Annotated in this window: 23 protein-coding genes; 4 read left to right on the top strand and 19 right to left on the bottom strand. The window is 57.4% G+C overall.

The genetic code is table 11. The features are described 5' to 3' along the window. Positions 1-20: 20 nt before the first annotated feature. The 6 genes from BLR08_RS22785 to BLR08_RS22810 form a co-directional block, all read right to left on the bottom strand. Positions 21-401 carry a YflT domain-containing protein gene (locus BLR08_RS22785; protein WP_072335467.1) on the bottom strand — a complete coding sequence of 127 codons (381 nt, stop codon included), beginning with the start codon at positions 399-401 and terminating at the stop codon, positions 21-23. Between the two features lie 52 nt (positions 402-453). Further along, positions 454-1,626, bottom strand: coding sequence for a glucose-1-phosphate adenylyltransferase (locus tag BLR08_RS22790; RefSeq protein WP_072335464.1), 1,173 nt, complete (start codon positions 1,624-1,626; stop codon positions 454-456). Between the two features lie 207 nt (positions 1,627-1,833). Beyond that, on the bottom strand, positions 1,834-3,030 hold the full coding sequence (locus BLR08_RS22795) for an ATP-binding protein (protein ID WP_072335461.1): 1,197 nt from the start codon (positions 3,028-3,030) through the stop codon (positions 1,834-1,836). A gap of 10 nt (positions 3,031-3,040) precedes the next feature. Next, positions 3,041-3,907 (bottom strand): CheR family methyltransferase, encoded by an 867-nt coding sequence (locus BLR08_RS22800; protein ID WP_072335647.1) that lies wholly within the window; start codon positions 3,905-3,907, stop codon positions 3,041-3,043. 50 nt (positions 3,908-3,957) lie between these two features. After that, positions 3,958-7,638, bottom strand: coding sequence for a response regulator (locus BLR08_RS22805; RefSeq protein WP_072335458.1), 3,681 nt, complete (start codon positions 7,636-7,638; stop codon positions 3,958-3,960). A gap of 61 nt (positions 7,639-7,699) precedes the next feature. Then, a complete protein-coding gene (locus BLR08_RS22810; protein WP_072335456.1) occupies positions 7,700-8,857 on the bottom strand; it encodes a PP2C family protein-serine/threonine phosphatase in 1,158 nt (385 codons plus the stop codon). A gap of 305 nt (positions 8,858-9,162) precedes the next feature. On the opposite strand from BLR08_RS22810, the gene BLR08_RS22815 reads away from it, so the two are divergent. The 4 genes from BLR08_RS22815 (at position 9,163) to BLR08_RS22830 (ending at position 12,779) form a co-directional block, all read left to right on the top strand. Beyond that, positions 9,163-9,579 (top strand): YflT domain-containing protein, encoded by a 417-nt coding sequence (locus BLR08_RS22815; protein WP_072335453.1) that lies wholly within the window; start codon positions 9,163-9,165, stop codon positions 9,577-9,579. 314 nt (positions 9,580-9,893) lie between these two features. After that, a complete protein-coding gene (locus BLR08_RS22820) occupies positions 9,894-10,784 on the top strand; it encodes a polysaccharide deacetylase family protein (RefSeq protein ID WP_072335450.1) in 891 nt (296 codons plus the stop codon). 137 nt (positions 10,785-10,921) lie between these two features. Then, complete coding sequence (locus BLR08_RS22825) at positions 10,922-11,497, top strand: RNA polymerase sigma factor (RefSeq protein ID WP_072335447.1); 576 nt, start codon at positions 10,922-10,924, stop codon at positions 11,495-11,497. Further along, positions 11,478-12,779 (top strand): hypothetical protein, encoded by a 1,302-nt coding sequence (locus BLR08_RS22830; RefSeq protein WP_072335444.1) that lies wholly within the window; start codon positions 11,478-11,480, stop codon positions 12,777-12,779. The genes BLR08_RS22825 and BLR08_RS22830 overlap by 20 nt, the downstream gene beginning before the upstream one ends. On the opposite strand, the gene BLR08_RS22835 is transcribed toward BLR08_RS22830, so the two are convergent. The 13 genes from BLR08_RS22835 to purQ form a co-directional block, all read right to left on the bottom strand. Continuing rightward, positions 12,773-13,924, bottom strand: a complete 1,152-nt coding sequence (locus BLR08_RS22835; protein ID WP_072335430.1) for a DUF3048 domain-containing protein — start codon at positions 13,922-13,924, stop codon at positions 12,773-12,775. The two genes, BLR08_RS22830 and BLR08_RS22835, sit on opposite strands and share 7 nt — an antisense overlap. A 36-nt stretch (positions 13,925-13,960) precedes the next feature. Further along, positions 13,961-14,713 (bottom strand): dioxygenase family protein, encoded by a 753-nt coding sequence (locus tag BLR08_RS22840; protein ID WP_371117632.1) that lies wholly within the window; start codon positions 14,711-14,713, stop codon positions 13,961-13,963. A 245-nt stretch (positions 14,714-14,958) separates the two neighbouring features. Next, positions 14,959-15,273 carry a thioredoxin gene (trxA, locus tag BLR08_RS22845; RefSeq protein ID WP_072335424.1) on the bottom strand — a complete coding sequence of 105 codons (315 nt, stop codon included), beginning with the start codon at positions 15,271-15,273 and terminating at the stop codon, positions 14,959-14,961. A 169-nt stretch (positions 15,274-15,442) separates the two neighbouring features. Then, positions 15,443-15,874 (bottom strand): RrF2 family transcriptional regulator, encoded by a 432-nt coding sequence (locus BLR08_RS22850; RefSeq protein WP_072335642.1) that lies wholly within the window; start codon positions 15,872-15,874, stop codon positions 15,443-15,445. A 142-nt stretch (positions 15,875-16,016) separates the two neighbouring features. Further along, positions 16,017-17,015, bottom strand: coding sequence for an ABC transporter substrate-binding protein (locus BLR08_RS22855; RefSeq protein ID WP_072335421.1), 999 nt, complete (start codon positions 17,013-17,015; stop codon positions 16,017-16,019). 306 nt (positions 17,016-17,321) lie between these two features. Beyond that, positions 17,322-18,584 carry a phosphoribosylamine--glycine ligase gene (purD, locus tag BLR08_RS22860; protein ID WP_072335637.1) on the bottom strand — a complete coding sequence of 421 codons (1,263 nt, stop codon included), beginning with the start codon at positions 18,582-18,584 and terminating at the stop codon, positions 17,322-17,324. Positions 18,585-18,750: 166 nt separating this feature from the next. Continuing rightward, positions 18,751-19,482, bottom strand: a complete 732-nt coding sequence (locus BLR08_RS22865) for an IMP cyclohydrolase (RefSeq protein ID WP_072335418.1) — start codon at positions 19,480-19,482, stop codon at positions 18,751-18,753. 26 nt (positions 19,483-19,508) lie between these two features. Next, positions 19,509-20,696, bottom strand: a complete 1,188-nt coding sequence (locus BLR08_RS22870; protein WP_072335415.1) for a phosphoribosylaminoimidazolecarboxamide formyltransferase — start codon at positions 20,694-20,696, stop codon at positions 19,509-19,511. Further along, the gene (gene purN, locus BLR08_RS22875; RefSeq protein WP_072335412.1) at positions 20,693-21,340 is read right to left on the bottom strand and encodes a phosphoribosylglycinamide formyltransferase; all 648 of its coding nucleotides are present in this window, start codon (positions 21,338-21,340) and stop codon (positions 20,693-20,695) included. The genes BLR08_RS22870 and purN overlap by 4 nt, the downstream gene beginning before the upstream one ends. Continuing rightward, a complete protein-coding gene (purM, locus tag BLR08_RS22880) occupies positions 21,337-22,377 on the bottom strand; it encodes a phosphoribosylformylglycinamidine cyclo-ligase (protein WP_072335409.1) in 1,041 nt (346 codons plus the stop codon). The genes purN and purM overlap by 4 nt, the downstream gene beginning before the upstream one ends. Positions 22,378-22,529: 152 nt before the next feature. After that, entirely contained in the window at positions 22,530-24,080 is a 1,551-nt protein-coding gene (purF, locus tag BLR08_RS22885; RefSeq protein WP_072335406.1) for an amidophosphoribosyltransferase, read from the bottom strand. Continuing rightward, a complete protein-coding gene (gene purL, locus BLR08_RS22890) occupies positions 24,065-26,308 on the bottom strand; it encodes a phosphoribosylformylglycinamidine synthase subunit PurL (protein ID WP_072335403.1) in 2,244 nt (747 codons plus the stop codon). The genes purF and purL overlap by 16 nt, the downstream gene beginning before the upstream one ends. Beyond that, on the bottom strand, positions 26,286-26,981 hold the full coding sequence (gene purQ, locus BLR08_RS22895; RefSeq protein ID WP_072335400.1) for a phosphoribosylformylglycinamidine synthase subunit PurQ: 696 nt from the start codon (positions 26,979-26,981) through the stop codon (positions 26,286-26,288). Before purQ ends, purL begins: the two co-directional genes overlap by 23 nt. Positions 26,982-26,988: the final 7 nt, after the last annotated feature.

Raw genomic sequence — 26,988 nt, forward strand, 5'->3', positions numbered from 1 at the left:
TCCGGGTACGGATTGCGATTCTAGCGGCTTGAAACGACCGGATTGTGCGGCACCCCCGCATCCGTTTGATGTAAAGCTTGATCGTCTACAGCGATCACGATATGTCCTTTGGCCATTTCCTTGGCATAATACTCGACAGCGGATTCCGAGAGTCCCAGGGACAGCAGCTTGTCCTTAAGCTCTGATCCCTTGCACTTGTACAGAGGAGTGGCGGTATGCGCCATCTTCTCTCCGACAAATCCTATCCGGCTCATGTATTGAGGGCGATTGAGGCCTGCTTCCTGAACGCCCTCATGAGCCAGAATTTGAATCTGATCGACTTCCCGGCCGGCCTGACGCAAATCGCTAACAGCTTTGCGCACTTCTTGCTCGCCGTTGGCTACAATAATCGAATGGAACATGCTGTTACGCCTCCTTATATACTGCCGGCCGGAATTCAGCCGAGGTTGATGTTTATCGTACAGGTTCCAATTGAAATTGTCCGATAGGCATATAAATTTTCGGGATTTTATCCCCACGCTTGGCTACCATCTCTCCATCGCCAACCACCGCTATCGTATTGCCTGACAAGGTGCCTACGGACGCCCCGTCCTCGATGACCGCGCCTTCGCCGATAATGGCGTTGCGGATGAAGACATTGGAGCCGATCCGCGCCTTCGGCATCACGACGCAATTCCGCAGCACGCTTCCTTGTCCTACCACGGCGCCTGCAGATACGACCGAACGCTCCACTTGCCCGTATACCGTCGCCTCTCCCGCGACAAGAGCTTGATGCAGACGAGCCGTTCCCTGGATACGCGGCTGCTTGTCCTGCGTCTGGGCGGAAGAATGCATCGGCCATGCTCCGCTATGGCAACGGAACTTGGGCTGGTCGCCGACAAGGTCCATGTGAGCTTCCCATAAGCTCTCCACGGTGCCGACGTCGCGCCAATAACCTTCGTACGAATAGGTTTGCACCCGGTCGCCCGCACGCAGCATAGCCGGGATCACATCCTTGCCAAAGTCATGGCTGGAGTCGGCTTGTCCGGCATCCTGCTCCAGCATCCGCTTCAAGTAAGACCACTTGAACACGTAAATGCCCATCGAAGCCAGGTTGCTTTGGGGATCTGCCGGTTTCTCGGCAAACTCTACCACTTGCCCGTCCGCATTGGTTTTCATAATGCCGAACCGGTGGGCTTCCTCCCAAGCGACGGGCGTCACCGCTATCGTCGCATCCGCCCCGGATTGCCGATGCCGTTCCAGAAGCTTGCGATAATCCATTTGATAAATATGGTCACCCGACAATACAAGAATATCTTCAGCATCCTGCTCCTGGAGATAAGCAAAGTTTTTATATACGGCATCCGCCGTTCCTGAATATACTCCGTCCTTGGGGGGGAGCAAGGTGATCCGGTTTGTCCAATTTTTGCCCGTTCCGATATGTTTATGCAAGGAAGAGGCCTGATATTGCGTCACGACCCCAATGGTCGATATTCCTGAGTTAGCACAATTGCTTAAGGCGAAATCAATGATTCGGTATTCTCCGCCAAAATGAACAGCAGGCTTCGCTTTGCTTTGCGTCAGCACGCCCAGCCTGCGTCCCTCGCCCCCAGCCAGCAAGATGGCCACACATGATTGGGACTGCATACTATCACCTTTGCCTCTCTATCGATATAATGAGGTAATTCACCCTTAGCGCTCGATAGTTATTTTTAACCATTACCCCCATAATTGAATCAAATAAAACGAAAGATATGACTCAGCGGCAAAAAATGTTTGCGTTTTCATCTCCTTAACCGCACAAAAAAGCCCCGCCTGCCAAACGCAGCGTCGGGACCTTCTTCCGTGCTTATGTTATTTGGCTATGCCCAGGTATTCCAGCTCCTCCAGCTCCTTGACCTGGATCGTAAACACGAACTCCGCTCCCTGCCTTTCGTTAACAGCCAGCTCTATCGTACCGCCCATCAACTGCACCAGATTTTTGCAGATAGCCAGTCCAAGACCGGTACCGCCATACTTGCGGGTCAGCGAAGAATCCACTTGGGAAAACGGCTGAAACAGCAAGTCCCGCTTCTCCGGAGGAATCCCGATGCCCGTATCGGCGACATGGAACTCCAGCGACAGCCGGTCTGCATGGCGGCCCGCTTCATGAACGGAGACATGAACGCCGCCGCGCTCCGTAAACTTGACCGCGTTGCCGATCAGATTGATCAATACTTGCCTCAGCCTGGACTCGTCGGCCACCAGCACCTCCGGAATTTGCCGGTCGATGTCATAGGACAGCTCGAGCGATTTGCTGCGGCATTCCGCATGAAAGATCTCGAAGGTTTCGATCAGGCAATTTTGCAGATGCACGGAATTTTCTTTCAGCTCCATCTTGCCCGATTCGATCTTCGTCAGATCCAGAATATCGTTAATAATATAAAGCAGCGCTGCGCCGCTGCGCCGGATCGTGTCCGTATACTCCTGCTGCTCCCCGCTCAGCTCGGTTTCATTCAATAAATCGGCCATCGCGATGACGCCGTTCAGCGGAGTCCGGATTTCATGGCTCATCATCGCCAGGAAGTTGGACTTGGCCAGCGCCGCCTGCTCCGCCTCTTCCTTGGCCCGCTCCAGCTCGCGCGTCCGCTCGTTCAGAAGCTCTGTCTGCTGCTGCAGCCTTTTCTGCGCCAGATACATGCTCGCAAAGCCTTCGATCTTGGACTTCAGCGTGCGCGGGACGAAAGGCTTCACGATATAGTCGATCGCCCCCACCGAATAAGCCGTGAACGCCATGTCCTGTTCATCGGGAGCGGCAGTTACGAATATAATCGGAACCGTCTTGGTTCTCTCTCTGGATTTGATCCATTGCGCCGTCTCAAATCCGTCCATGCCCGGCATCTGAACGTCGAGTACAATCACGGCGAATTCATGCTTGAGCAGGCACCGGAGCGCCTCTTCGCCGGAGGTCGCCTTGACCAGATCATAATGATGATCCTCCAGCACGGCCTCAAGCGCCAGCAAGTTCTCGGGTTGATCGTCTACAAGCAGTATGCGGATCGTCTCGTCCATTCCACCCACCTCATCTATGCTTCCGATAAATTTTTTCCTGGGGATCGATCGCCTCATAACTTTCCGCATGTCCCGTGAAAGCGATGGATTCCTTATGTCCGAGCACCAGTACGCCCGAACTGCTCAAGCTATCATAGAAAAGATTATGCACTTGATTCTGCAGCATGTTGTCGAAGTAGATCAGCACATTCCGGCAGAAAATAACGTGGAACTCATTAAATGATCGGTCTGTTACAAGATTATGCTGAGCGAACACGATTTTTTCCCGCAAAAAGGGATGGAATGTTGCCATCTCTCCCGAAGCCAGATAATAACGGGAGAAAGCGTCCTTTCCTCCGGCATGCATATAATTTTTCGTGTATTCCTGCATCTTCTTCAGCGGATAGGCCCCGCGCTCGGCCACCTGAAGCACTTCTTCGTTGATGTCGGTGGCGTAGACGCGCGCTTTGTCATACAAACCTTCTTCATACATCAGGATAGCCATCGAATATACTTCTTCTCCCGTCGAGCAGCCGGCATGCCAGATGCGGATGGCGGGCAGCTGCCGAAGCAGCGGCACCACCCGCTCGCGGAAGGCGGCGAACAGCGAAGGGTCTCTGAACATCTCCGTCACGTGAATGACCAGATCGCCGAGCAGGCGCTCCATGCAGGCCCGGTCATGCAGGACTCTTTCCTGCAGAGCGGAGACGGTCGGCAGCTTCTCCGCATGCACCCGATGCCAGATTCGGCGCCGGACGGACGGGAACGCATAATTGCGGAAGTCGTAGCCATACATCCGGTACAGCCCCTCCAGGAGCAAAATAATCTCGATTCGCTCCCGCTCCTCCTCTTCCTTGCTGAGGCTCTCTTCCTTGCTCTGAATATATACGTCGCTCATTCGGCGCAGCGAGTCCAGCTCGGGCAGCTTTCCCAGCGAGTCCCTGTCACTCATTTGCATAACCACACCCTCATGAGCGAAAGCAGTTGCTCCGTATGGATCGGCTTGGTGATATAGTCGGAAGCTCCTGCCTGTATACACTTCTCGCGGTCATCCTTCATCGCCTTCGCCGTCAAGGCGATGATCGGCAGACGGTCGAATCGTTCGTCCGCCCGGATCGTCCGCATCGCCTCGTACCCGTCCATTTCGGGCATCATAATATCCATCAGCACGAGATCGAAGTCCGGCTCGCGCTCCAGCTGCGCCAGCGCCTGCTTGCCCGTCTCGGCAAAAGCGACCTCCATGTCCAGTCCCTCGAGCAGGTTGGACAGAGCGAATACATTGCGGATATCGTCGTCGACCAGCAGCACCTTTCTGCCGGAGAACACCGCTTCGATGCTGTGCAGCTTCTGCAGCACCCGCTGCTTTTCTTCCGGCAGCTTCGTTTCGATCCGGTGCAGGAACAGCGACGTTTCGTCCAGCAGCCGCTCCGGAGATTTGACATCCTTGATAATGATCGACTCGGCGTATTTCTTGAGCCGCATCTGATCGCGTTTATCCAGCGTCTTGCCCGTGTACAATATGATCGGGATGCGGCGCAGCGCCTCGTCGGCCTTGATCCGGTCGAGGACTTCATACAGCGCCAGATCCGAATGCCCGTAATCGATCACCATACAATCGTAAGGCTGCGCCTTAAGCTGCCTGAGCGCTTCGCTTTCGTCCGACAGGGCGGTGATGCTGACATCGTCATGAGAGATCAGCTCGACCAGCCCGCTGTTACCCGTCTCTTCGGATTGAAGAATCAGCAGGGTGCGAAGATCGCGGTTTAGGAACGACTGGATATGCGCGAACGCCTGCTCCAGCTGCTCCTTGCCCGAAGGTTTCCTCAGCCAAGCGATCGCTCCCATCGACAGCCCCTGCTGAATCTCGTCCACGACCGAGATGACATGCACCGGAATATGCCGGGTAGCCGAGTCGCCCTTCAACTGAACAAGCACCGACCAGCCGTCGATCACCGGCAGCTGAATATCCAGCAGGATCGCGTCCGGCACATGTCTTCTTGCCAGCTGGAGGCCCGTATCGCCCTGCAGCGCCACGATCGACTTGAAGCCGCGGTTGCGGGCCATATCGAGCAGAATCGCAGCGAACTGCACATCATCCTCGATGATCAGCAGGACACGGTCCCCCGGCTCGATGCGGTCCCGATCATCTATCAAGGTTCCCAGCAGCGGGCTGTCAACGATTTTCCCCGCGCTCGGATAAGCCTGGACTTCGACTGCTTCCTTCACCTTTGAGACGGGGTAGGCTGAAGCTTTGAGCTTGATATCCGCTGCTGGAGCCGCTTCACGCACGGCATTCTCCAGCTCCAGCTCCTGCGGGATATACAGCGTGAAGCAGCTGCCCTTCCCCTCTTCGCTGCGAAGCCCAATCTCACCATGAATCAGCGCGGCAAATTGTTTGCTGATCGACAGGCCCAGACCCGTGCCGCCGTACTTGCGGCTGGTTGTGCCGTCGGCTTGCTGGAACGCTTCGAAGATCAGCTCCTGCTTATCCGGCGATATGCCGATTCCCGTATCCTCCACATCGAAGGCTATCATGGAGCCGCGCCCTTTGTCTCCGCCCGCGTGCGGGCGGATCGTTACCGTGACGCTTCCTTTTGAAGTAAACTTCAAGGCGTTGGACAGCAGGTTCTTGAGAATTTGCTGAAGCCGCCCGTAATCCGTTTCGATCCGGTCCGGCACGCTTTCCTGTACACGAATATCGAAGTCGAGCCCCTTCGTCCGGGCAAGCGGCTTGAAGGTTTTGTCGATCGAATCGACGATATCGTGGATCATCACCGTCTCGGGATGAACATCCATCCGTCCGGATTCGACCTTGGCCAGATCCAGTACATCATCGATCAGCTTGAGCAGATCGCAGCCGGACGAATAGATCGTCTCCGCATATTCGACCTGCTTGTCGCTCAGGTTGCGGTCCTTGTTCTCCTTAAGCAGCTGGGACAAGATCAACAAGCTGTTCAGCGGAGTCCGCAGCTCATGCGACATATTCGCCAGAAACTCCGTTTTGTAGCGGGAAGCCAGCGCAAGCTCAAGCGCCTGCTCCTCGAGCGACTGGTTGACAAGCTCGACCTGACGGTTAACCTCCTCCGTCGCCGTCACCTGCTCCTCCAGCTCAGCCGATTTGCGCATCAGCGCGTCATTGGTCTGCTCCAGCTCCTCCTGCTGACGCTGCAGCAGCTCCTCAGACGCCTGCAGCGCCTTCGTCTGCTCCTCGAGTCTCTCGTTGGACGCCTTAAGTTCATCCTGTTGCGACAGCAGCTCCTCCGACTGGGTTTGCAGCTCATCAGTCAACGCCTGATGGATGCGCAGCAGCTCCTCGATCTTAAGTCTGCTCTGCAGCATATTGAGCAGCACGCCTACGCGCTCCGACACTTCAGCGATCAGCTTCAGCTCCAGCTCCGAATTTTCCCTGAAGCCTACCAGCTCAAACACGGCGATAACCTCGTCTTCATACACGACAGGCTGGACGATCACGTTCATCGGCTCCATGCCGCCGTAGGAAGAACGAATCTCCCCATATTCGCCTGCATGGCCGGTGATCCGGATCTGTCTGCCGTCCTTGGCCGCCTGTCCGACAAGCCCTTGGCCAATACTCACCTCCCGGACAGCTTCGCTGTCTCCGGCCGCATATGAGCCGGCAAGCTGCAGCGACTTCTCCCTCATCGCGTCAGTATTCACCACATAGAAGGCTCCGCTGTAGGCCTGAAGCACGCGGGCCAGCTGACTGATGAAGCCTTCGGCAAGCTTCTCGACCCGAGTGCTCTCCTGAAGATTGCCATACAAATTGACAGCTTCCGTCTGCAGCCACAGCATATCTTCATTCAGCTTGTTCAGCTCCCGCTCCTTAAGCGCAGACTGCTCCAGATCATCGGCCAGCTGATTGAACATCCGGGCGACCTGGCCGAACTCGTCAGTCGATACGACGGGGATCCGGAACGAGCTTTCTCCCCACTTGGCATTGCTGAAGCTCGTAATCATCGTGGTCAGCACGCCAATCCCTCTGCTCATGCTGTGCACGATCCAATACATGATGCCAGCACCGATAAGAAGACCGAACAAGGTCAATATCCCCGTCATGTTGAACGTTTGCTTGTTCACGTTCAGCGTCGAGCTGACTTCCGCGTCCATGAACTGCTCCTGGAGCTGATTGAATTCGGCCATGGACTGCATCAGGTCATCCCTCAGCCTGGAGCCTTCACCGTTGCGCAGATCGATCGCCTGCTGCTTTTTTCCTTCCTGATACATCTGGATCGTCTGTTCCGTATAGACCACATAAGCATCCGTCCGCGCCTGGAGAGTATCGACCATGGAACGCTCGGTCGCATCCAGCGGAAGGGAGTCGATCTCCTGCAGCTTCTTCTTGACCGAAGCACCCAGCGCCCTCATCCGCTCCATCGTAATGCGGCTCGCCGCTTCGTCCGTGACCAGCAGCAAATTCCCCAGCGCCTGGGCCAGCTCATACGTATCCTTGCGCATCTGCATGCTCAGTTTGACCTTCTCGTAACGATTCCCGTAAATTTCCTTAATGCTATTATCCGTACTGGTGAGACGGTTGATTCCAATGCCAGCAAGTGTAAATAAAATGACGAGCAGAATCCCGAAGCCCAGCAGAAGTTTCGCTTTCATTTTCATTCTTCGTTACCCATCCTCATCCCCAGCCCCGTGGCCTTTTTATCCTGCATGTTGACACTCTTCAGAACGCTGTGACCAATACCAGGCAGATATCGTCCTTGCGCGCCTCCAGAATGTCCGCCGGCAGCACCTGCTGCACCAGATGCTCCGGGCACTGCCCTTCAATCACGTGAGCATGCAAGCAGTCGCGGAGCACGTCCGCCTCCGAGCTTTCATCCGGATAATCGGGCGGAAGCGGGAGCTCCTCCAGCAGTCCGTCCGTATATAACACGATGCGAATCGGCTGCTCGTAAGCGTAAACGCATTTGACGATATCCATCTGATCAAAAAAACCGACCGCGCAGCTGCCCTGGTCCAGCGCTACCGGCTCCTTCCCCTCCTCAAACAGAAAACCGGGAGGATGGCCGGCATTGACATATTCGATCGTCCGCTTGTGCGTATCGATCAGCAAATAAATGGCCGTAAAATAATAACTGACGCTCTCGCTCTTCTGGTTCAATTGATTCATATAACGGTTAAGCTCGGTTATAACGAACTCCGGCGATACAAATCTCGTAATCGTGTCCTGCATTACTGAGGAGATAAACATGCAGACAAGCGAAGAGGAGATGCCGTGTCCCATAATATCCAGGATGATGGCGCCGTAGCGATGCTCGTCGATCCGGTACCAGGCGTAGAAGTCGCCTGCCAGCTCGGAAGAGGGATAATAAGCCGCCCCGATCGACAGATTCTCCTGGACCAGCGGCAAGCTGAGAACACTTCCCTGAACTTGTCTGGCGAGCTCCAGCTCGCTGTTGATCCGCGCCTCATTCTCCTTGTGCCAGTCCTTCTCGAATTTGAGGCGGAGAGCCACTCGGATGCGCGCGATCAGCTCCACCTTATTGACCGGCTTCATGACATAATCGATCGCCCCGGCATCCAGCGCTTCCGCAAGCTTGTTGGAATCCCCGAGAGCCGTCACGATAATGACGGGAATATCCTTCATACGCTCATCCCCCTGGATGATGCGGCATGCTTCTATCCCGTCCATCTCCGGCATCATCATATCCATGAGGATCAGATCGACGGGGATTTTCCCCTCTTCGGCATGACCGTTCAGCCGCTTAAGCAGGTCGATCGCCGAAGATTCCTTCCAGAAGGAGCTGTATCCGGCGCTTTTTAATATTTTCTCGATGACGATAATATTGACCGGATTGTCATCCACAATCGCGATGTTCATGTCCTGTCGCTCCTTAGCCTGATTCAATGCCGATCTATGTCTTGGCTGCGTTCGAAGTTTCCTAAGACCCCATAATATTGTCCCGATCTTTTCATTATAGCGAAGTTTCTACTATTATGTAACCGTAAAGCCGTGATTTTGAAACACCAAAATGCTGATTCAACGCAGATTGCAGCGGGTAAGAATGGACAAGCAGGCCGGTTCCAGCGGCCGCACCGCTTCATGCCGCTTTAGGGCCCCCATTCACCCCTGACGCCTGGCCTTGGCATGAAGCGGCCATTTATATTAACGGGAGGGAATGTGCCATGAATACAAAAATTAAGCTCGTTGACCATACGGATCAAGTAGTTCGCGCCATCCGCGAATTTCGTGACGAAGGGCATCCGCTGAGTGAGATCTATGTGCTGGCTCATGAAACCGACCGTACGGATGAACTCAGCAAGCTGACCGACGCCAATACGATCGGCATGCTGGAAGAAGGAGTAGGCACGGCCTTCGCCAACCTGTTTCGCTCCAGAGGCGATCAGCTGCGAGCCAAGATCGAATCGATGGGCATCTCCGCGGCGGAAGCAGACCGCCTGGAAGCGGAACTCGATAAAGGCAAAGTGCTGGTGCTCGTCTGGCACGACGACGACAATCATGTACGGGACGAACAGGAAGCGGCTCTGCGCCGCGACCGCCGTGAGGAAACTTTCGTCCCTCCTATAGGCGGCGTTTATTAACCCGCATGTATGATCACGAGAGGCGGAAGCCTCCAGCCCATACAAACTGACGCATCCGGCAACGGACAAGCGTCGGTTTGTTTTGTGCGCATGCTGATTTTGCGAGAGACCCATCCTTGTCGCCAGTCATACCTATAATTGTATACGCTTTCCACCAACGGTACGCGTCCGGTTTCCTTCCGAAAATATTTCTAGCTTCAGCCTGTCAGATCGTGAACCGATATTCGATCCGTTTCGTCAAAATAGGTAATCATCCGCTGTGCTTCGACCCCATCCGAGCGCAGCCGATGTAGCCGATGAAAGAGGAAACGGAAATGGCAACACGATTAGAACTGGACCGCAAATGGATGTGGGCCGGAGCTTCCTTCCTGGGAGCCTCCGCCGTCCTGCTGACCACCCTCGTCTGGACCGAGGGGATGAGCGCACCGCTCCCCTCTCCCGACCCCCTAGTCTGGAACAGCGCAGGCGACAGCAGCCCGGCGATCCAGACGGCAGACGCTGCGCTGCCGCGCATAATGCCTGCAGCAACCTCCGCTGTCCTGGCGGAACAACCGTCCGCACCGCCGCAACGAACAGAGATCAAGACTCAGCCGGCCGCTTCGGAAGCAGCCCCTCCTCTCGCAGGCAAGCGAGTCGCCTTGACCTTTGACGATGGCCCCGATGCCAAGTATACGCCGGCCGTGCTCGACATTCTGAAGGAGCACGGGGTGAAGGCCACCTTTTTCGTCGTGGGCGACCAGGTGGACAAGCATCCGGATATCCTGAAGCGCATCCTGGACGAAGGCCATGCGATCGGCAATCATTCCCTCTCCCATGCCAATTTCTCCAAACTCACGGATGAGCAGATGGACCGGGAAATTGAAGAAGCGGACCGCCGTCTTCTTCGGATCGCGGGAGATGTCCCCCGCTTGTTCCGTGCGCCTTATGGCGCTGCGCCAGATCGGTTGAAGGAACGTCTGAAGGCGGCGGATCGCACGCTCGTAGGCTGGACCGTCGATACCCGGGACTGGGCGGGGACCTCGCCCTCTGAGATCATGGCGCTTGTCCGCAAACAGACCAAGCCCGGAGGCATCATACTGATGCACAGCTTCGGCGGCAGAAAGGGCGACTTGAGCAACACGCTCGAGGCGCTGCCCAAGGTGATCGATTACCTGAAGACAGAAGGCTATGCGCTTGTGTCGGTGCCTGAGACTGCCGGCCCCTGACCGGGCGCTGACGGAACGCTGACGTATGTACCGTTATCCGGACGAAACCTCTTTATTAATACCCGCGATCCAAGTACACTGGTAAGAGACTGAACTTTTGCCAGTACCTGATCGTCCAAAGATTAGAGGTGTCCGTTTTGGATTCGGAAGTTAACTTCGATTATTTAAAATACTTGTCCGACTGCACGGACAAAAAAGAAATTTTGCATGAGCTTATGACCGCCTACGGCAAGGACGTATGGAACTATGCCTATAGCATCACACGCAAGTGGGATCAGGCTGACGATATTACGCAAGAGGTTTTCATCAAGGTGTTTCGGAATTTGTATACGTTTCGCAGCGAATCATCGGTGAAAACGTGGCTGCTCGCCATCACCCGGAATATGACGCTGGATTACCGCAAATCCGCCTTCCTGCGGAAGGTTACCTTAGTGGATGCCTTCTCCGCCAAAGAAGAACAGGCTGCGGCTTCCTCGGCCGAGCAGGAGGTGATGGGCCGGCTTAGGATGAACGAGATGTGGGATCTCGTCCTGAAGCTGCCCGTCAAATATCGGGAGGTGCTCATTCTGTTCGCTCACCATCAGCTCTCGATGAAGGAGATAGCGGATGTGCTTGGGGTCAGCGAAGGGACAGTCAAGTCCAGGTTATTTCATGCGCGGGGCAAAATATCAAGGTTGAAGGAGAGTCTTGACCATGGAACCGATCGACAATAAGTGGAAACAGCAGCTAAGCAACGGCCCGTTCGATCAAGATGGCTTCACCCATGCCTTGCGCCAGCGCATCGAAGCCCGCCTGGAGCATGCAGACCCTCCGCGGGCCGCCCCGGTATGGAAACGGCCCTGGATAGCCGCGGCAGGTATGGCCGCCGTCCTTGGGCTGTTCATATTCACGCTGGGCGGGAATGAGCAGCTGCTCCCCTCCCCGTCGAAGACCGGGCTCGAGCACGAGCAAGCCCCTCAGACGGCTTCCGTCGTCATGAGGGATTACGAATCCTCCGTGCGGTCCGCCCTGCTTGTCGGGCTGCGGACCGACCGGAAACTGGCCTCCGGCCCGGGTGAAACCAGCGAATACCGCACCTTGCTCATCGCCCCCGATGGAGGCAGGCTGCGCGTAGCCGCCGAAGGCTCCGGCATTTTGATGCCGTACAAGATGGATTTCTGGCATCTGAGCGAGCAGTCAAGCCAGGACGTCCGGAACGGAGACTCTGCGCTCCGGTGGACCGCGACGCTTGCCAGAGCGGGCCGTTCCGCGCCCAAGTCCGGAGGCAGCCCGGCTCAGCCGCTTCGTCCATCGTCTGCGCTATCCGAGAGGCTGCTGTTCGTCGGCAATCGCTACGTCGCTATCGAGCAGCAGCTCACAGACCGGGATGAAGCGGGCGCCGCTAGAAATTCGCGGTCTGTGTGGGTCAAGGAAGTCCCTCAGCTCGCCGAACGAACGGCGGCTGTGGAAGCTTCATCCCTGCAGCAGCCCCATGTCAAGCTGAAGGATATATTCGGCAGCAGCGTCGAGCCTGTGCTGCGTCAGATCACGCCCGTTTTGCCGCCTGCAGCAGGACAGAGCCCGACGAAGGAAGCTTCTCTGGCCGATACGGCTGGCGAGAGCTGGACGGTCAGCCGTCAGCAGGGCCGCTGGATCGGCCAGGTCGCTTCGTACGAGACGGCCGGTTCCGGCGAGGGCGTCAGCTATCAGTTGAAGGACTTGCCGCTTGCGCTGCCCGTCGAGGTGGTCTCGTACGACAAGCTGACTCCGGATTGGACCCAGATCAAGCGAATGCAGCCGGCCGCTGTGGACGCTTATTCATCACCGAATCTGGATATCGTCCTTGTCGTTACCTCCACTCATCTCATTTTGTACCCGTACCAGGGAGCCTTGATCCCTTCGCCGCTGCTCACCATCGAGCTGACTCCGAGCGAATCGGTGATCATGGCCCATTGGGCGGTCGATCCGTACGTCGATCTTTGGAAAAAAAATGTTCCATCCTTGCTCGCTCAATAAACGACATGTTCCTCAAAAGTCGGCGTTTTCGGTACGATCATGACATGCGTCTGCCCCGGAACCAATGCGACCTCACGGCCCTGTTCATACCAACGGACAGGGCTATTTTCCTGCTCCCGCCTCCACTCGATCGTGATCGCCTTGCCCTGCTGAAACAACAAGGCCGGTCCCGAGCCGGTCAGCTTGACGTCCCGTCTCCCCTCGCGATCGAGCACCCGGTGCTCCGCTCCCATCACAATGACATTGGCCGCTTGCAGCGCCTCTCCATTATTCAGATCGATATGAGGAGCTTTATCGATAAACCGTTTATAAGAGCTTGTCGTCTGATCGTATTCATACGATACAAGATACGATTTGAGCAGGAACGTAATGTCTATCCTGGACGCGTCGACGCCGCCAAGGCCAACCGCCGCCCCGGTAGTCGTCGTGCCGGCAGTCGTCGTACCAGCTGACGTAGAGGCTGCCGCCGCCTCCGGCGTTTGGAGGAAGGAATAGACCGGCTCGGCATTTCCCTGCCCCGGGAAGCCGCGCTTGTCGGCCCCTTGCCTGGCGCTGTCTATACTCGTGTACAGATTATGCGGAGCCTTGCGGGACTTTTCTCGCCAGAAATAGGTGCCCGCATTCGTAATTTCATCCAGATTCTCGATTTTTTGCCTGCGAATCGTCTCATAGCCGTCAGGGCTCCCGCCTGCATGCACCTGCACGGCCCCATAGCCTTTGCCCAAGCTGATGAAATAAGGCCGAATACTCCGCACCGGTCCCACCGGGTCCGTCGTAGACCGGCTCTGATAGAAGGCGATCAGGCGGGTGATTTCGCCTTCGGCCAGCACCTCGAACAGAAGATCGGCCTGGGACAAGCCGCTCTGAGGTCTGGCCTGCGGGGCATTATTGACAACGACCATGACCGGTCTGACTTCATTGGGACTTGGAATCTTCATACCGGTAAGCGGGGCCGCATAGGCTGGCTCCGGCTTGGGAGCCGGAATGACCGGAGTGACCGGCTGGACTGTTCCTCCCCCCGGCTCTTGCTCCGGCACAGTTGCCGCCGGCGCGCCGTCCGGGCTGCAGCCGGCCGCTGCCCAGGCCAGCAGGCATGCGAGCAGAACAACCATCGTTCTGGAGCCGCTACGCTTGTCTTCTTTCATTCCATCACCTCTTCTGCAAATATACGCTTACCCTTATTATCCGAACATCCAACAGCTTAGTGACAACGAGCCGTACTGGTATTGGCGATGGAGCAGCTTGGCCTTCTTCCCGGAATGGGCCGATCCCATAGCGATCAAGAGCGGCGCGAGATGCCCGGCCCCTGCGACGGCATCTCCGGCATAGGGAGCCTCAAGGTCGTAGCGGAACAGCCGGCGTATATCCCAGGTCTCCAGACATTCGGCCAGCCACTCATCGAACGCAATGGCCCAGTCATCCGCCGCTGACTCCTGCCAGGATAGTTTTCCAAGATTATGTACCGTGCCTCCGCTGCCCAAAATGAGGATCTGCCGCTCTCGAAGCAAGGACAGCGCCCGTCCTATCCGGTAATGCTCCTCCGGGACGAGCGCCGGGTTGACGGACATGGAGACCACCGGAACATCTGCGAGCGGATACATCAGCTTCAATACGATCCAGGCCCCGTGATCAAGCCCCCTCTGATCGTCGAGCTCGCAGGAGATTCCCTCCTTCTCCAGCTGCAAACGAATCTGCAGCGCCAAGGCGATCTCTCCCTGAGCGCGGTATTGAATGGCATATAGCTCCTCGGGGTAGCCGAAGAAGTCGTGAATCGTCTCATAACGGACAGCGGACCCTATCCGCTGCGGCGCTGCCTCCCAGTGGGAGCTGAATATAACGATGGCGCGCGGCTTAGGAAGCTTGGAGGCAAGCAGGCTCAGGAAACGCCCGTACCGATGCGGCTCCGAAGCGAGCGTGGGCAGGCCGTGCGCCACAAATAGTGATGGAAATATGGATCATCATCCCCTTATCCGAAGCACGCAGCAGCCGCTCCTTCAGTATCCCTATCCTTTTCTCCCTGTCTGTGATTATACAACATTCGTCGCAGCCCGCTCCACTAACATTTGCTAATTCAGGAAAAATACAAAGAGACCGGAGCGCAACTGCTTGCGCTTCCGGTCTCGCTCCGACGGCCGCGGACGCCTCGTCCGCTTCAGCCTGCCTCATCTTTTCGGCCGGCTTACAGCTGGCCTTGTACCCAGTCTTCCAGCTGCTGCGCAGGCTTGAAGCCAACCTGAGTCCCTACCTCCACGCCGTCCTTGAACAGCTTCAGAGTCGGGATGCTCATGACGCCATACTGCCCGGCCGTCTCCGGATTATCATCCACATTCACCTTGGCGATCGTCACAGCATCGCCCATCTTGGCGCTCAGCTCCTCCAGCACCGGAGCGATCATCTTGCACGGACCGCACCAAGGTGCCCAGAAATCGACCAGCACCACACCTTCTTTAATCGTTTGGGCAAACTCGCTGTCTTTCACGCTAACAATAGCCATAATGGATCTCTCCTTTATATTTAGTCATGACTCCTATACTTACTGTCACCATTTTGGTAACAGATGAAACATGAAAATAACGCACCTCATACCAGCCGAACATCCGCTGCATGACCGTCCAGTCGGCCCAGGGAGAGAGCCTTCGCGCTTCGCGTACTGCGGCTCCCTGCTACGGCTTGGCCGCATGCGCCGCCCGCAACCGTTCCAGCACATCCGTGATCTTCATCTGTTCCAGAAACGTCAGCATACGGCTCTCCGCCTCCGAAAATATCCCGTCCATCACATCCGCCATATTGCAGGCGACCAGACAATCCTCTTCCACATCTCCCGAGCACCAGGATGGCTTGATGGACCCGATCGAGGTGACCCGGTAGATCTCGGCCAGCGTTACTTCCCCAGGCTCGCAGGCCAGCGTATAGCCGCCGCCGCTGCCTTCTCTTGTGGCGACATAACCGGTTTTCTTCAGACAGCTCAGTACCTTGCGCACACGTGCGGGATGCGTGCACACATTGGCCGCGATCATCTCGCTGGTAGCCATGCGGTCCGGACGATAGGCGAGCAGCACCAGGCTATGTACTGCAATTGTGAATTCGCTGTTCACACTGACCATCCTTTCCCTTCGAGCGTCTTACTGTTATTATAAATGTTACAGATTAACCTGTCAATAAGACAACATCTAAAAAACCGCCTATCCCCTTGTTTCGGGATAAGCGGTCTCGCAGCCTGCATAGGCCGGTAAGCCTTTAGGCTTGAATGCCGTAAATTTTGTACAGCTCATCCAGCATCAGATTCGCGGCTTTTACGCCGCCGGCCGTATTCCAGATGGCGTCATTTACCCGGTATACCTTGTTGTTCTTCACAGCGTTCAGGTTTTTCCAGAGCGGGTCCTGCAGCCACTCCTGCTCCTGCTTGCTGCCCTTGCCGTCTCCCGTTTCATAAGTGAAATAGAAGATCATGTCGCCGTCCGCCTCAGGCAGCCGTTCTTTCGGAATCTCCTCCGCGAAGTTGTCCTTCGATTTCACTACCGGACGCGCGATGCCGATCTGCTTGAATATAATTCCCGTAAACGTATCGGCCAAATAAATTCTCGTCTTGCCGGCCATAAACCGGACGACCGATACTTTCTGCTGTAGTTTGTCGCCGGCTTTGCTTTTGAAATCCTCTATCCGGTTGTCGAAGGCGGCGATGACCTTATCGCCCTCTTCCTTCTTGCCGAGCGCTTCCGCGTACAGGCGGAAATTGTTCTTCCACTCGCCGCGCAGCGTTTCCGAGAACACGGTCGGCGCGATCGCCTTAAGCTGCTCGTATACTTTCTCTTGGCGCATCTTGTTGCCGATGATCAGATCCGGCTGCAGCGAGGCGATCAGCTCCAGATTCGGCTGGCTTTCCTCCCCGAGCACGGTCACGCCTTCCATATCCGCTTGGATATGCTCATACCACGGATTTCCGGTAAAAGACTTCACCGCTCCCACCGGCTTCACGCCGAGCGCCAGCAGCGCTTCGGTACCTTCGTTTGTCAAAATAACGACACGCTTCGGAACGGCCGGGATTTCCGTTTCGCCCATCGCGTGCGTTACCTTATAAGGCTTTCCCGCCGCTGCCGGAGATTCCGGCTTGCCTCCCGCTGCTCCAGCCGCACCGGACGATCCGCTATCCTTCGTGCCGCAGGCGCTTATAACAAGCGCGAAAATAAGAATGATGGAAATTACAGCCGTCTGTTTTACATGGCGAATAAATAACATGATGCACATGCTCCCCCTATATCATTGCTTGAGTGACTTTAGTTGATCCATTCCAAATGATAATGATAACTTTTCTCAACAAAAGCCATCTCTTATCTTAGTCCCTGTTCAAGCTGATGTCAACCCTCGCTTGTCTTGAAATGTTAACCTTCTTCCTGTTATAGGAATTGCAATCTTTTTCCTGAGAGGCTGGCAGCATGCTTCCGTTCTGCAACCGATTAAGACGTTCGGCTGCGCAAAAAAAAAGCCGTACCGGTATACGGAATGATCCGTACCGGTACAGCTCTGTCAGCCCGGCGAATGCTGTTAGACCAGCGCCCGCTTTGCAATATCCGTGCGCATATGCTTGCCTTCGAAATAAATGCGGTCCGCCGCCGCATAGGCTTTCTGACGCGCCTCTGCGATATCGGCTCCGAGGCCCGTCACGCCGATGACACGGCCGCCGCTTGTCACAAGCTGACCGTTCTCGTTGACAGCCGTACCGGCATGGAACACCAGAGCGTCCAGCTCTTGATCGGCGCCCTCGATAGGCAGCCCCTTCGGATAGGAAGCAGGATAACCTGGAGAAGCGAGAATGACGCAAACCGCCGCTTCATCGCTCCACTCGATGTCCATCTGATCCAGTCGGTCGTTCAGGCTGGCCAAGAAGATATCGAGCAAATCCGTCTTCAGCCGCGGCAGCACGACCTGAGTCTCCGGATCGCCGAAACGCGCGTTGAACTCGATCGTTTTCGGGCCGTCAGGCGTGAGCATCAGCCCGGCGAACAGCACGCCGCGAAACGGGCGGCCTTCGGCAACCATCGCTCTGGCCGTCGGCTTCACGATCGTCTCGATCGCCTCGTCGATGACCGATTGCGGAATATGCGGCAGCGGCGAATAAGTGCCCATGCCGCCGGTATTCGGGCCTTGGTCGCCGTCGTACACGGCCTTGTGATCCTGCGCCGGAGACATCGGACGAACCGTCTCGCCGTCGACGAAGGCCAGGATGGACATCTCCTGACCGGTCAGAAATTCCTCGATGACCACCTGATTGCCTGACTCTCCAAACACCTTGTTCACCATAATATCCTGCAGCGCCTTGTCCGCTTCCTCCAGCGTCTGGGCGATGATGACGCCCTTGCCTGCAGCCAAACCGTCCGCCTTGATCACATACGGAGCGCGCAGCTGGTCCAGATAAGCGCGCGCCGGCTCGTAAGCTTCGAAAGACTCGTAAGCGGCTGTCGGGATGTTGTATTTTTTGAGCAGCTGCTTCGTGAATACTTTGCTGCCTTCGATGATCGCCGCATTTTGCCGCGGTCCGTATACCATCAGCCCTTTGCTCTCCAGGTGATCCACGATGCCCGCAGCCAGCGGATCATCAGGCCCGATCACGACCAGATCGATCGATTGGTCAAGCGCAAATTGGGCAATTTCCGCGAATTTATCTACCGCGATCGGCACGCACTCAGCTACCGCAGCGATCCCGCCGTTGCCCGGCGCGCAGTACAGCTCGCTGATCTTCGGGCTTTTCTTCAGCGCCCAGCATATTGCATGCTCGCGGCCGCCGCCGCCTACTACCAATACTCGCACCTGTCCCACGCTCCCCTTCGTCACTCCTGCATATTTATTCCTCAGGTCTATATCTATAGTCAGCTTCAGCTCTTCAGCCGCTCTGTACCGGATGAACGGACAATCGTCCTCCATATAAGGGATAACGCCCGTTCATCCGCACATTCAGCAGCCGCCGAAACCCGTTCTATTCCTTATTGCGGACAAGCAGCTCGCTTGCGCCGTCTTCGATCCGGATCGTTTTGACCAGCAGAGAGATCTTGTTTTCTTCGTTCAATGCGCTCCAGTACAGGTTCGCAATTTCCTCTGCGTCGTTCGCCAGCGGCACCAAAGCCGGTTCGCCTTGGAACGAAGGCAGCGGATTGCCGTCGCCTGCATACGTATGGATGCAGTGGCCGAAGCCCGGGAGCGCCTTCTCGTACGCATACGTATGACGCAGCGTCTGATCCTCCGTGTTGCCGGCCGACTTCAGAATCGACAGCTTGTACGCAAATTGCTTGTCGTTCAGGTCCACAATACCGCTGATGCGCGGCGTAAAGTTGGGAGCATCCGGCTCATAGGTCCGGGTAGCCAGCGCAGACTCGAACGAACCGCCGGCCTGCAGCGCTTCGTGGATCGTATCCGTCTGATCGCCGTTGGTCACGATATGGGCGCCGCCGGCATGCTTCACCGGATAATAAATGATCAGCGAAGGATCGGTCAGCTTCGCAGGGTCCTTCGCCTCCGTGCGGAGGAAGCCGTTCGGCTCCTCGATAAATACGCGGTTGCGGCTGTTCTCGCTGCGTCCCATGATCCAGTACACCTGGATCAGACGCGTACCGTCGGGCGTCAGGCCGATGATGATGCCCCGTCCCGGATAAACATTCTCTTGCAAGCCAGCCAGATAGGCTTCAGCTTGTGCGGCTCTTGTATGTGTCACGGCTTTTCCATGCCTCCGGTCATTTTTTAGTGATGGAATAAACGAACGCCCGAGTAGGACATAACCATGCCGTAGTCGTTGGCGGCTTGAACCACTTCTTCGTCACGCATAGAGCTTCCGGCCTGGACGACGTACTTCACTCCGCTGCGGCTGGCGCGGTCCAGGTTGTCACGGAACGGCAGGAATGCGTCCGAGCCATACGATACGCCTTGAAGCTTGGAGAGCCATTCGCGCTTCTCCTCGCGCGTCAGACGGGCCGGCACTTCCTCGAAGGCCGCTTCCCATGCCTGCTGCTCGACCGTCGTCAGCTCTTCCTCCAGCCACAGGTCGATGGCATTGTTCTGCTCCGCGCGGGAGAGCCCTTGGCGGAACTTCATATTCAGCGCCGTCGGATGCTGGCGAAGGAACCAGCGGTCCGCCTTGTCGCCGGCCAGACGCGTACAGTGGATACGGGACTGCTGTCCGGCGCCGATGCCGATCGTTTGCCCGTCCAGCGTGTAGCAGATCGAGTTGGACTGCGTATACTTGAGCGTGACGAGCGCGATCAGCATATCCCGCTTCGCATTCTCCGGCAGCTCCTTGTTTTCGGTAACGATATGCTCCAGCGCGCTTGCGTCGATAGCCGCGCCATTGCGCTCCTGCTGCAGCTTCAGGCCGAACAGTGTGCGCAGCTCGACAGGGTCCGGCACATAATCCGGGTCGATCTCGATGATCAGGTATTTGCCGCCCTTCTTCGCCTTCAAAATCTCCAGCGCTTCCTCCGTATAACCCGGAGCCACGACCAGATCGGACACCTCGCGCTTCAGCAGCTGCGCCGTGGAAGCGTCCACGATATCGCTGAGCGCCGCCGCATCGCCGAAGGAGGACATACGGTCCGCGCCGCGGGCGCGCGCATAGGCGGTGGCCAGCGGAGACAGCTCCAGCCCCTCGACGAAGTAAGCCTTCGCCAGCTCAGGCGTGAGCGGAGCGGCTACGGCCGCCCCGGCCGGGCTGACATGCTTGAACGAAGCCGCCGCCGGCAAGCCGGTAGCGCTGCGCAGCTCGCGGGCGAGCTGGAAGCCGTTGAGCGCGTCCAGCAGGTTGATAAAGCCCGGGTCGCCGCTGAGAATACGGATCGGCAGAGGACCGTCGGAGAACAGCTTGGCTTGCTTCTGATGCGGGTTCATGCCGTAACGCAGCTCAAGCGCGTTGCTTGTATTGACAGACTGGCTCATTGGTTACTCATCCCATCTTTTGTAGAATTATTTGCCTTGGCCTTGACGATTTTGTCCAGATCGATAATTCCTTGCGCGATATCTCCGATCACCTGCGGATACAGAACATGCTCGATCGGATGGATGCGCTTCTCCAGCGACTCCTCGGTATCTCCGTCCAGGATGGGGAGCGCGCGCTGCGCCAGGATGGGACCGCTGTCCAATCCCCCGTCCACCAGATGCACCGTCACTCCGGTCACCTTCACGCCGTGCGCCAGCGCTTGACGAACCGCGTGAAGCCCCGGAAACGACGGCAGCAGCGAAGGATGGATATTGATCATCCGGCCCCAATAGGCGTCCACCAGCACCTCCGTCAGGATGCGCATATAACCGGCCAATACGACAAGCTCAACCTGCCGCTCCCGCAGCTCTCGAAGAATCTCACGCTCATAGTCCTGGCGCGAGGCATATTCCTTGGGGCTGAACGTATAGACGGGCACGCCCGCCTCCTTCGCCCGCTCCACGACCTTGGCCTTCGGCCGGTCGCAGACCAAAAGCTCGATGGTGACATCGAGCCGGCCTTCCTTCACCGCATCCGCGATCGCTTGAAAATTGCTTCCGCTCCCCGATGCGAATACGGCGATGCGAAATGGAGCTTCACTCATACCTCGGCACCGTTGAACGTCACGATTCTGGTGCCTTCCGTTACGCGGCCCAGCGTGTACGGCCTCTCGCCGCTGTCGGCGAACAGCTCGGCAGCCTTGTCCGCATGCTCCTCGGCTACGATCACGACCATGCCGATGCCCATGTTGAATGTGCGGAACATATCGTTGTTGCTAATGCCGCCCTCGCGCTGCATAAGCTCGAAGATCGGCAGAATCGGCCAGGAGCCGTAGTCGATTTCCACGTTCACGCCTTCCGGCAGCACACGCGGAATATTTTCCAGGAAGCCGCCGCCCGTGATATGGGCCATGCCCTTGATCGGCACTTCCTGCAGCGCTGCCAGCACCGGCTTAACGTAAATCTTGGTCGGCGCGAGCAGCGCGTCGCCCAGCTTGCCGCCCAGCTCATCGATCGTATCGTGCAGGCTGTAGCCCTTACGCTCAAGCAGCAGCTTGCGCACAAGCGAGAAGCCGTTGCTGTGCACGCCGCTGGAAGCCAGACCGAGCACAACGTCGCCCGGCTTGATCGTGCTGCCGTCGATGATCTTCTTCTTGTCTACGACGCCGACTGTGAAACCGGCGATATCGTATTCGCCCTCGCTGTACATGCCCGGCATCTCTGCCGTCTCGCCGCCGATCAAGGCAGCGCCCGCTTGTACGCAGCCGTCGCTGATGCCTTTGACGATCGCTTCGATTTTCTCAGGGATTACTTTGTCGCAAGCGAGGTAATCGAGGAAAAACAGCGGCTCCGCGCCTTGAACGATAATATCGTTGACGCACATGGCAACCGCGTCGATGCCGATCGTGTCATGCTTGTCCATCGCGAAGGCGATCTTCAGCTTCGTGCCGACTCCGTCCGTACCGGATACGAGCACCGGTTCGTCGTATTTGTCCTTGTTCAAGCCGAACAATCCGCCGAAGCCGCCAAGCTCCGTCAATACTTCCGGACGCATGGTCGTCTTGACATGCTTCTTCATGCGTTCTACCGCTTCGTTGCCGGCGGCAATGTCTACTCCGGCTTGTTTATATGCATCGGACACGTGAGAGTTCCTCCTCAAATTCGGAATGGGCGCCCAGACTGTAGGCTGCAGGAGATTCCTAAGTTCCTAAGCCCTGCAAGGCCTGAGCCTGAGCTTGGTCAGTTCCGGTACCCATCTATTTATATCTGACTGTGCGGCAGCTCAGTGTTCGTCTAATCGCAGCCGCAGCCAAGCGCTTCTTCGTCTGGCACCGGCGTCGGATACTTGTTGTCGAAACAGGCCGTGCACAGTCCGCGGTTGTACTCGCTGGCCGGACGTCCGATCGCGGCCGACAGCCCGTCCTTGCTCAGGAAGTGCAGCGAATCGGCATTGATCGCCTGACGGATCTCCTCGATCGACTTCACCGCGGCGATCAGCTCCTTCCGGCTTGGCGTATCAATGCCGTAGAAGCACGGATTCGCGAACGGCGGCGAGCTGATCCGCACATGCACCTCGGACGCTCCGGCCTCGCGGAGCAGGTTGACGATGCGCAGGCTGGTCGTGCCGCGCACGATCGAGTCGTCGATCATGACGACTCGCTTGCCCTCCACGATGCTGCGCACTGCTGACAGCTTCATCTTCACGCCCTGCTCGCGCAGCTCCTGGCTCGGCTGGATAAAGGTCCGGCCGGTGTAGCGGTTTTTGATCAGACCCAGCTCGTAAGGAATGCCGGTCTGCTCCGCGTAGCCGATTGCGGCCGAGATGGACGAGTCCGGCACGCCCGTCACGATATCCGCGTCCACGAACGCCTCCATCGCGAGCTGGCGGCCCATCCGCTTGCGCGCCGAGTGAATATTCGTCGAGTCGATGTCGCTGTCCGGCCGTGCGAAGTAAATGTATTCCATCGCGCAGATCGCGCGCTGCTTGATCGGCGCGAACCGATCATGCGTGACGCCGCCCGTCTTCAGGTCAAGCACCAGCAGCTCGCCCGGCTCCACGTCGCGCTCATACTTGGCTCCGACGGCGTCGAACGCACAGGACTCCGACGCGAACAGCCGCGCCGTGCCCAGCCTGCCTGCGACGAACGGGCGCAGCCCGTGCGGATCGCGCGCTACGATCAGCTTGTCGCGCGTCAGGAACATGAAGGCGAAGGCGCCTTCCACCTGCAGCAGCGCGTCCTTCACAGCCAGCACGATATCGTCGTGCTTGGAGCGGGCGATCAGATGCGCCACGACTTCGGTATCGCTTGTCGTCTGGAAGATTGAGCCTTCGCGTTCCAGACGTTTCTTGATATCCGGGGCATTGGTCAGGTTGCCGTTGGTCGCGATCGCGAGATCTCCCTCGCGGTACTTGAACACGAGCGGCTGGGCGTTGGCCAGCTTGCTCTCCCCTGCCGTCGAGTAACGGACGTGCGAGATCGAGCAGTTGCCGACCAGCGTACCCAAGGTATCGTTGTCAAACACTTCCTTGACAAGCCCCATCCCCCGGTGATAGTTGAACGTCTCACCGTTGGTCGCACAGATGCCTGCGCTCTCCTGCCCCCGGTGCTGCAGCGCATGCAGCCCGTAGTAGGAAAGCGAAGCGGCTTCGCTATGGCCGAATACGCCGAATACTCCGCATTCCTCGCCCGGCTTGTCGAAGAAGCCGTCATGCTCATAAACGCCTTCATTGTAGTACTCGCCCGACCAGAGGCGCGGCGCGGCCGCATCCTCCGCGTTCGGTGATTTATCTAATCCGGTTTCCCGCTCAAGTCCTTGTCCGCCGACGATCAGTTCATCAGACATGGAATCGCATCCTTCCAAACCTTTTCTAGTTGAGTGACAGATGCATCAATCGCAGACACAGCGTTAACCGACACTTGCAGCTTCTCACCGCCGACCGTACCGAGCGCTTGCACCGGCACGCCGCGGGAGGACAGGAATTGCTCCAGCTCCGACGCCTTCTCCGGCGACGCGCTGAGCAGAATACGCGACTGGCTCTCGCTGAACAGCGCCAGATCCGCACGCAGTCCCGTCTCGAAGTTCACCTTTGCGCCGATTCCGCCGCTGATGCAGCTCTCGGCCAATGCTACGGCCAGACCGCCGTCCGACAGGTCATGCGCCGAAGCGACCAGACCGCTTTGAATCGCCGCCAGCACGGAATCCAGCAAGACTTTCTCCACATCGAGGTCGATAGCCGGAGGACGGCCTTCCGTCACGCCGTGGATGACATACTGGAATTCGCTTCCGCCCAGCTCCGCCTTGGTATCGCCCAGCAGCAGGACGATATCGCCCTCGCGCTTGAAGCCTTGGGTCGTGATATGGTCGAGGTCATGCACCAGGCCGACCATGCCGACGACCGGCGTCGGGTAGATCGCGCCCTTGGCGTTCTCGTTGTACAGGCTGACGTTGCCGCCGATAACCGGAGCGTTCAGCTTGCGGCAAGCTTCCGCCATTCCGTCGGTCGCCTTCTCCAGCTGCCAGAAAATTTCCGGCTTCTCCGGGCTGCCGAAGTTCAGGTTGTCCGTAATCGCCAGCGGCTCGGCACCCGTACATACATTGTTGCGCGCCGCCTCCGCGACCGCGATGCGTCCGCCCACTTCAGGGTCGAGGTAGACGAAGCGCCCGTTGCAGTCCGTCGACATCGACAGCGCCTTGCGCGAGCCGCGGATCGTTACGACCGCCGCATCCGAGCCCGGCTGAACGGCTGTGCTCGTCCGCACCATGTAATCATATTGGTTATATACCCATTCCTTGCTCGCTACCGTAGGGGAAGCCAGCACCTTGGACAGGGCATCGTTCAAGTCCGTTACTTCCGGGTAAGCCGACGTATCGACCGAAGCGTTCGCTTCGTAATAGGCCGGAACCGCGGATGGCTTATGGTACATCGGGCACTCGTCGACGAGCGCCGTTACCGGCATGTCGGCGACCAGCTCGCCCTTGTGAAAAAGCTTCAGGTTGCCGTCGTCGGTCACCTTGCCGACCTTCGGACAATCCAGCCCCCAGCGCGCGAAGATCGCGCGGGCTTGCTCTTCATGCTCCGGCTTGACGACGAACAGCATGCGCTCCTGCGACTCCGACAGCATCATCTCGTAAGGCGTCATGCCTTCCTCGCGCTGCGGCACCTCGTCGAGATACAGCTCCATGCCGTTACCGGCCTTGCTCGCCATCTCGGAGCTGGAGCATGTAAGACCCGCTGCGCCCATATCCTGGATGCCGACGACGATACCGGAGTTGATCAGATCGAGGCAAGCCTCCAGCACGAGCTTCTCCATGAACGGATCGCCGACTTGAACCGCCGAGCGCTTGGACTCGGACTCCGCCGTCAAATCCTCGGAAGCGAATGTCGCGCCGTGGATGCCGTCGCGGCCGGTAGCCGGGCCGACGTAAAACACCGGGTTGCCGACGCCCTTGGCGACGCCCTTCTGAATTTTGTCGTGATCGATCAGACCGACGCACATCGCATTGACGAGCGGATTGCCCTCATAGCTCTCGTCGAACATGATCTCGCCGCCGACCGTCGGAATCCCGATACAGTTGCCGTAGCCAGCGATCCCGGAGACGACATGCTCGAACAAATATTTTACCCGGTCATTCGTCAGACGTCCGAAGCGCAGCGAGTTCAATACCGCAACAGGGCGCGCGCCCATCGAGAAAATATCGCGGATAATGCCGCCTACGCCTGTGGCTGCGCCTTGATAAGGCTCAACCGCCGAAGGGTGGTTATGGCTTTCGATCTTGAATACGACGGCCTGATTGTCGCCGATATCGACGATGCCCGCGCCTTCGCCCGGACCCATCAGGACACGCGGTCCTGTCACAGGGAACTTCTTCAGCACGACCTTGGAGTTTTTATAAGAGCAGTGCTCGGACCACATGACGCTGAATACGCCGATCTCGACATAATTCGGCTTGCGGCCGAGGAACCCGCAAATTTTCTCATATTCGGAATCGGATACGCCGAACTGCTTGTAGATCTTCTGTTCTTCGATTTGCTGAGCCGTGGGCTCCTTAGCCGATAGCTGCTGCGCCATGCTTTTCCCTCCAAGTGCTCAAAATCGATGTAAACATCCGTTTGCCGTCCGCCGAGCCGAGAATCTCGTCAATCGCCCGTTCCGGATGCGGCATCATGCCGACCACGTTGCCCGCCTTGTTGCTGATGCCCGCGATGTCGTCCACGGAGCCGTTCGGATTGTTGCCTGCCTGATAACGGAACATGATCTGGTTGTTCGCCTTCAGCTCGGCCAATGTCTCGTCGTCGCAGTAATAGTTGCCTTCGCCATGCGCGATCGGAATGTTGATCAGCTCGCCCTGCGCGTACTCGCGCGTGAACGGGTTGTCATTGTTCTCCACCGACAGCAGCGCCTGATGACAGCGGAACTTCATCGAGTTGTTGCGCAGCAGCGCGCCCGGGAGCAGGCCCGCCTCCGTCAGGATCTGGAAGCCGTTGCAGATGCCCAGCACGTATTTGCCTTGAGCGGCCGCTTCCACCAGCGCATTCATGACCGGCGCAAAACGCGCGATCGCTCCGCAGCGCAAGTAGTCGCCGTATGAAAATCCTCCGGGAACGAGGATACAGTCGTATTTGGACAAATCGCTTTCCGTATGCCATACATATTCAACAGGCTGTCCGATCGTGTCCTCGACGGCCTTGAAGCAGTCGATATCACAGTTGGAGCCGGGAAATACCAATACCGCGAAATTCATCGCTTTC

It is taken from the genome of Paenibacillus sp. cl123, from assembly GCF_900101595.1.
In the GTDB taxonomy this organism is placed as follows: Bacteria; Bacillota; Bacilli; order Paenibacillales; family NBRC-103111; genus Paenibacillus_G.

Excerpts from the sequence above, each read along its gene's own strand:
- purN (WP_072335412.1), bottom strand. The coding sequence starts at position 21,340 with ATGAGTGAAGCTCCATTTCGCATCGCCGTATTCGCATCGGGGAGCGGA.
- BLR08_RS22810 (WP_072335456.1), bottom strand. The coding sequence starts at position 8,857 with ATGAACATCGCGATTGTGGATGACAATCCGGTCAATATTATCGTCATC.
- trxA (WP_072335424.1), bottom strand. The coding sequence starts at position 15,273 with ATGGCTATTGTTAGCGTGAAAGACAGCGAGTTTGCCCAAACGATTAAA.
- BLR08_RS22870 (WP_072335415.1), bottom strand. The coding sequence starts at position 20,696 with ATGAGCCAGTCTGTCAATACAAGCAACGCGCTTGAGCTGCGTTACGGC.
- BLR08_RS22830 (WP_072335444.1), top strand. The coding sequence starts at position 11,478 with ATGGAACCGATCGACAATAAGTGGAAACAGCAGCTAAGCAACGGCCCG.
- BLR08_RS22795 (WP_072335461.1), bottom strand. The coding sequence starts at position 3,030 with ATGGACGAGACGATCCGCATACTGCTTGTAGACGATCAACCCGAGAAC.
- purQ (WP_072335400.1), bottom strand. The coding sequence starts at position 26,981 with ATGAATTTCGCGGTATTGGTATTTCCCGGCTCCAACTGTGATATCGAC.
- purF (WP_072335406.1), bottom strand. The coding sequence starts at position 24,080 with ATGTCTGATGAACTGATCGTCGGCGGACAAGGACTTGAGCGGGAAACC.
- BLR08_RS22855 (WP_072335421.1), bottom strand. The coding sequence starts at position 17,015 with ATGTTATTTATTCGCCATGTAAAACAGACGGCTGTAATTTCCATCATT.
- BLR08_RS22800 (WP_072335647.1), bottom strand. The coding sequence starts at position 3,907 with ATGAGCGACGTATATATTCAGAGCAAGGAAGAGAGCCTCAGCAAGGAA.
- BLR08_RS22820 (WP_072335450.1), top strand. The coding sequence starts at position 9,894 with ATGGCAACACGATTAGAACTGGACCGCAAATGGATGTGGGCCGGAGCT.
- BLR08_RS22785 (WP_072335467.1), bottom strand. The coding sequence starts at position 401 with ATGTTCCATTCGATTATTGTAGCCAACGGCGAGCAAGAAGTGCGCAAA.
- BLR08_RS22815 (WP_072335453.1), top strand. The coding sequence starts at position 9,163 with ATGAATACAAAAATTAAGCTCGTTGACCATACGGATCAAGTAGTTCGC.
- BLR08_RS22805 (WP_072335458.1), bottom strand. The coding sequence starts at position 7,638 with ATGAAAATGAAAGCGAAACTTCTGCTGGGCTTCGGGATTCTGCTCGTC.
- BLR08_RS22835 (WP_072335430.1), bottom strand. The coding sequence starts at position 13,924 with ATGAAAGAAGACAAGCGTAGCGGCTCCAGAACGATGGTTGTTCTGCTC.
- BLR08_RS22790 (WP_072335464.1), bottom strand. The coding sequence starts at position 1,626 with ATGCAGTCCCAATCATGTGTGGCCATCTTGCTGGCTGGGGGCGAGGGA.
- purL (WP_072335403.1), bottom strand. The coding sequence starts at position 26,308 with ATGGCGCAGCAGCTATCGGCTAAGGAGCCCACGGCTCAGCAAATCGAA.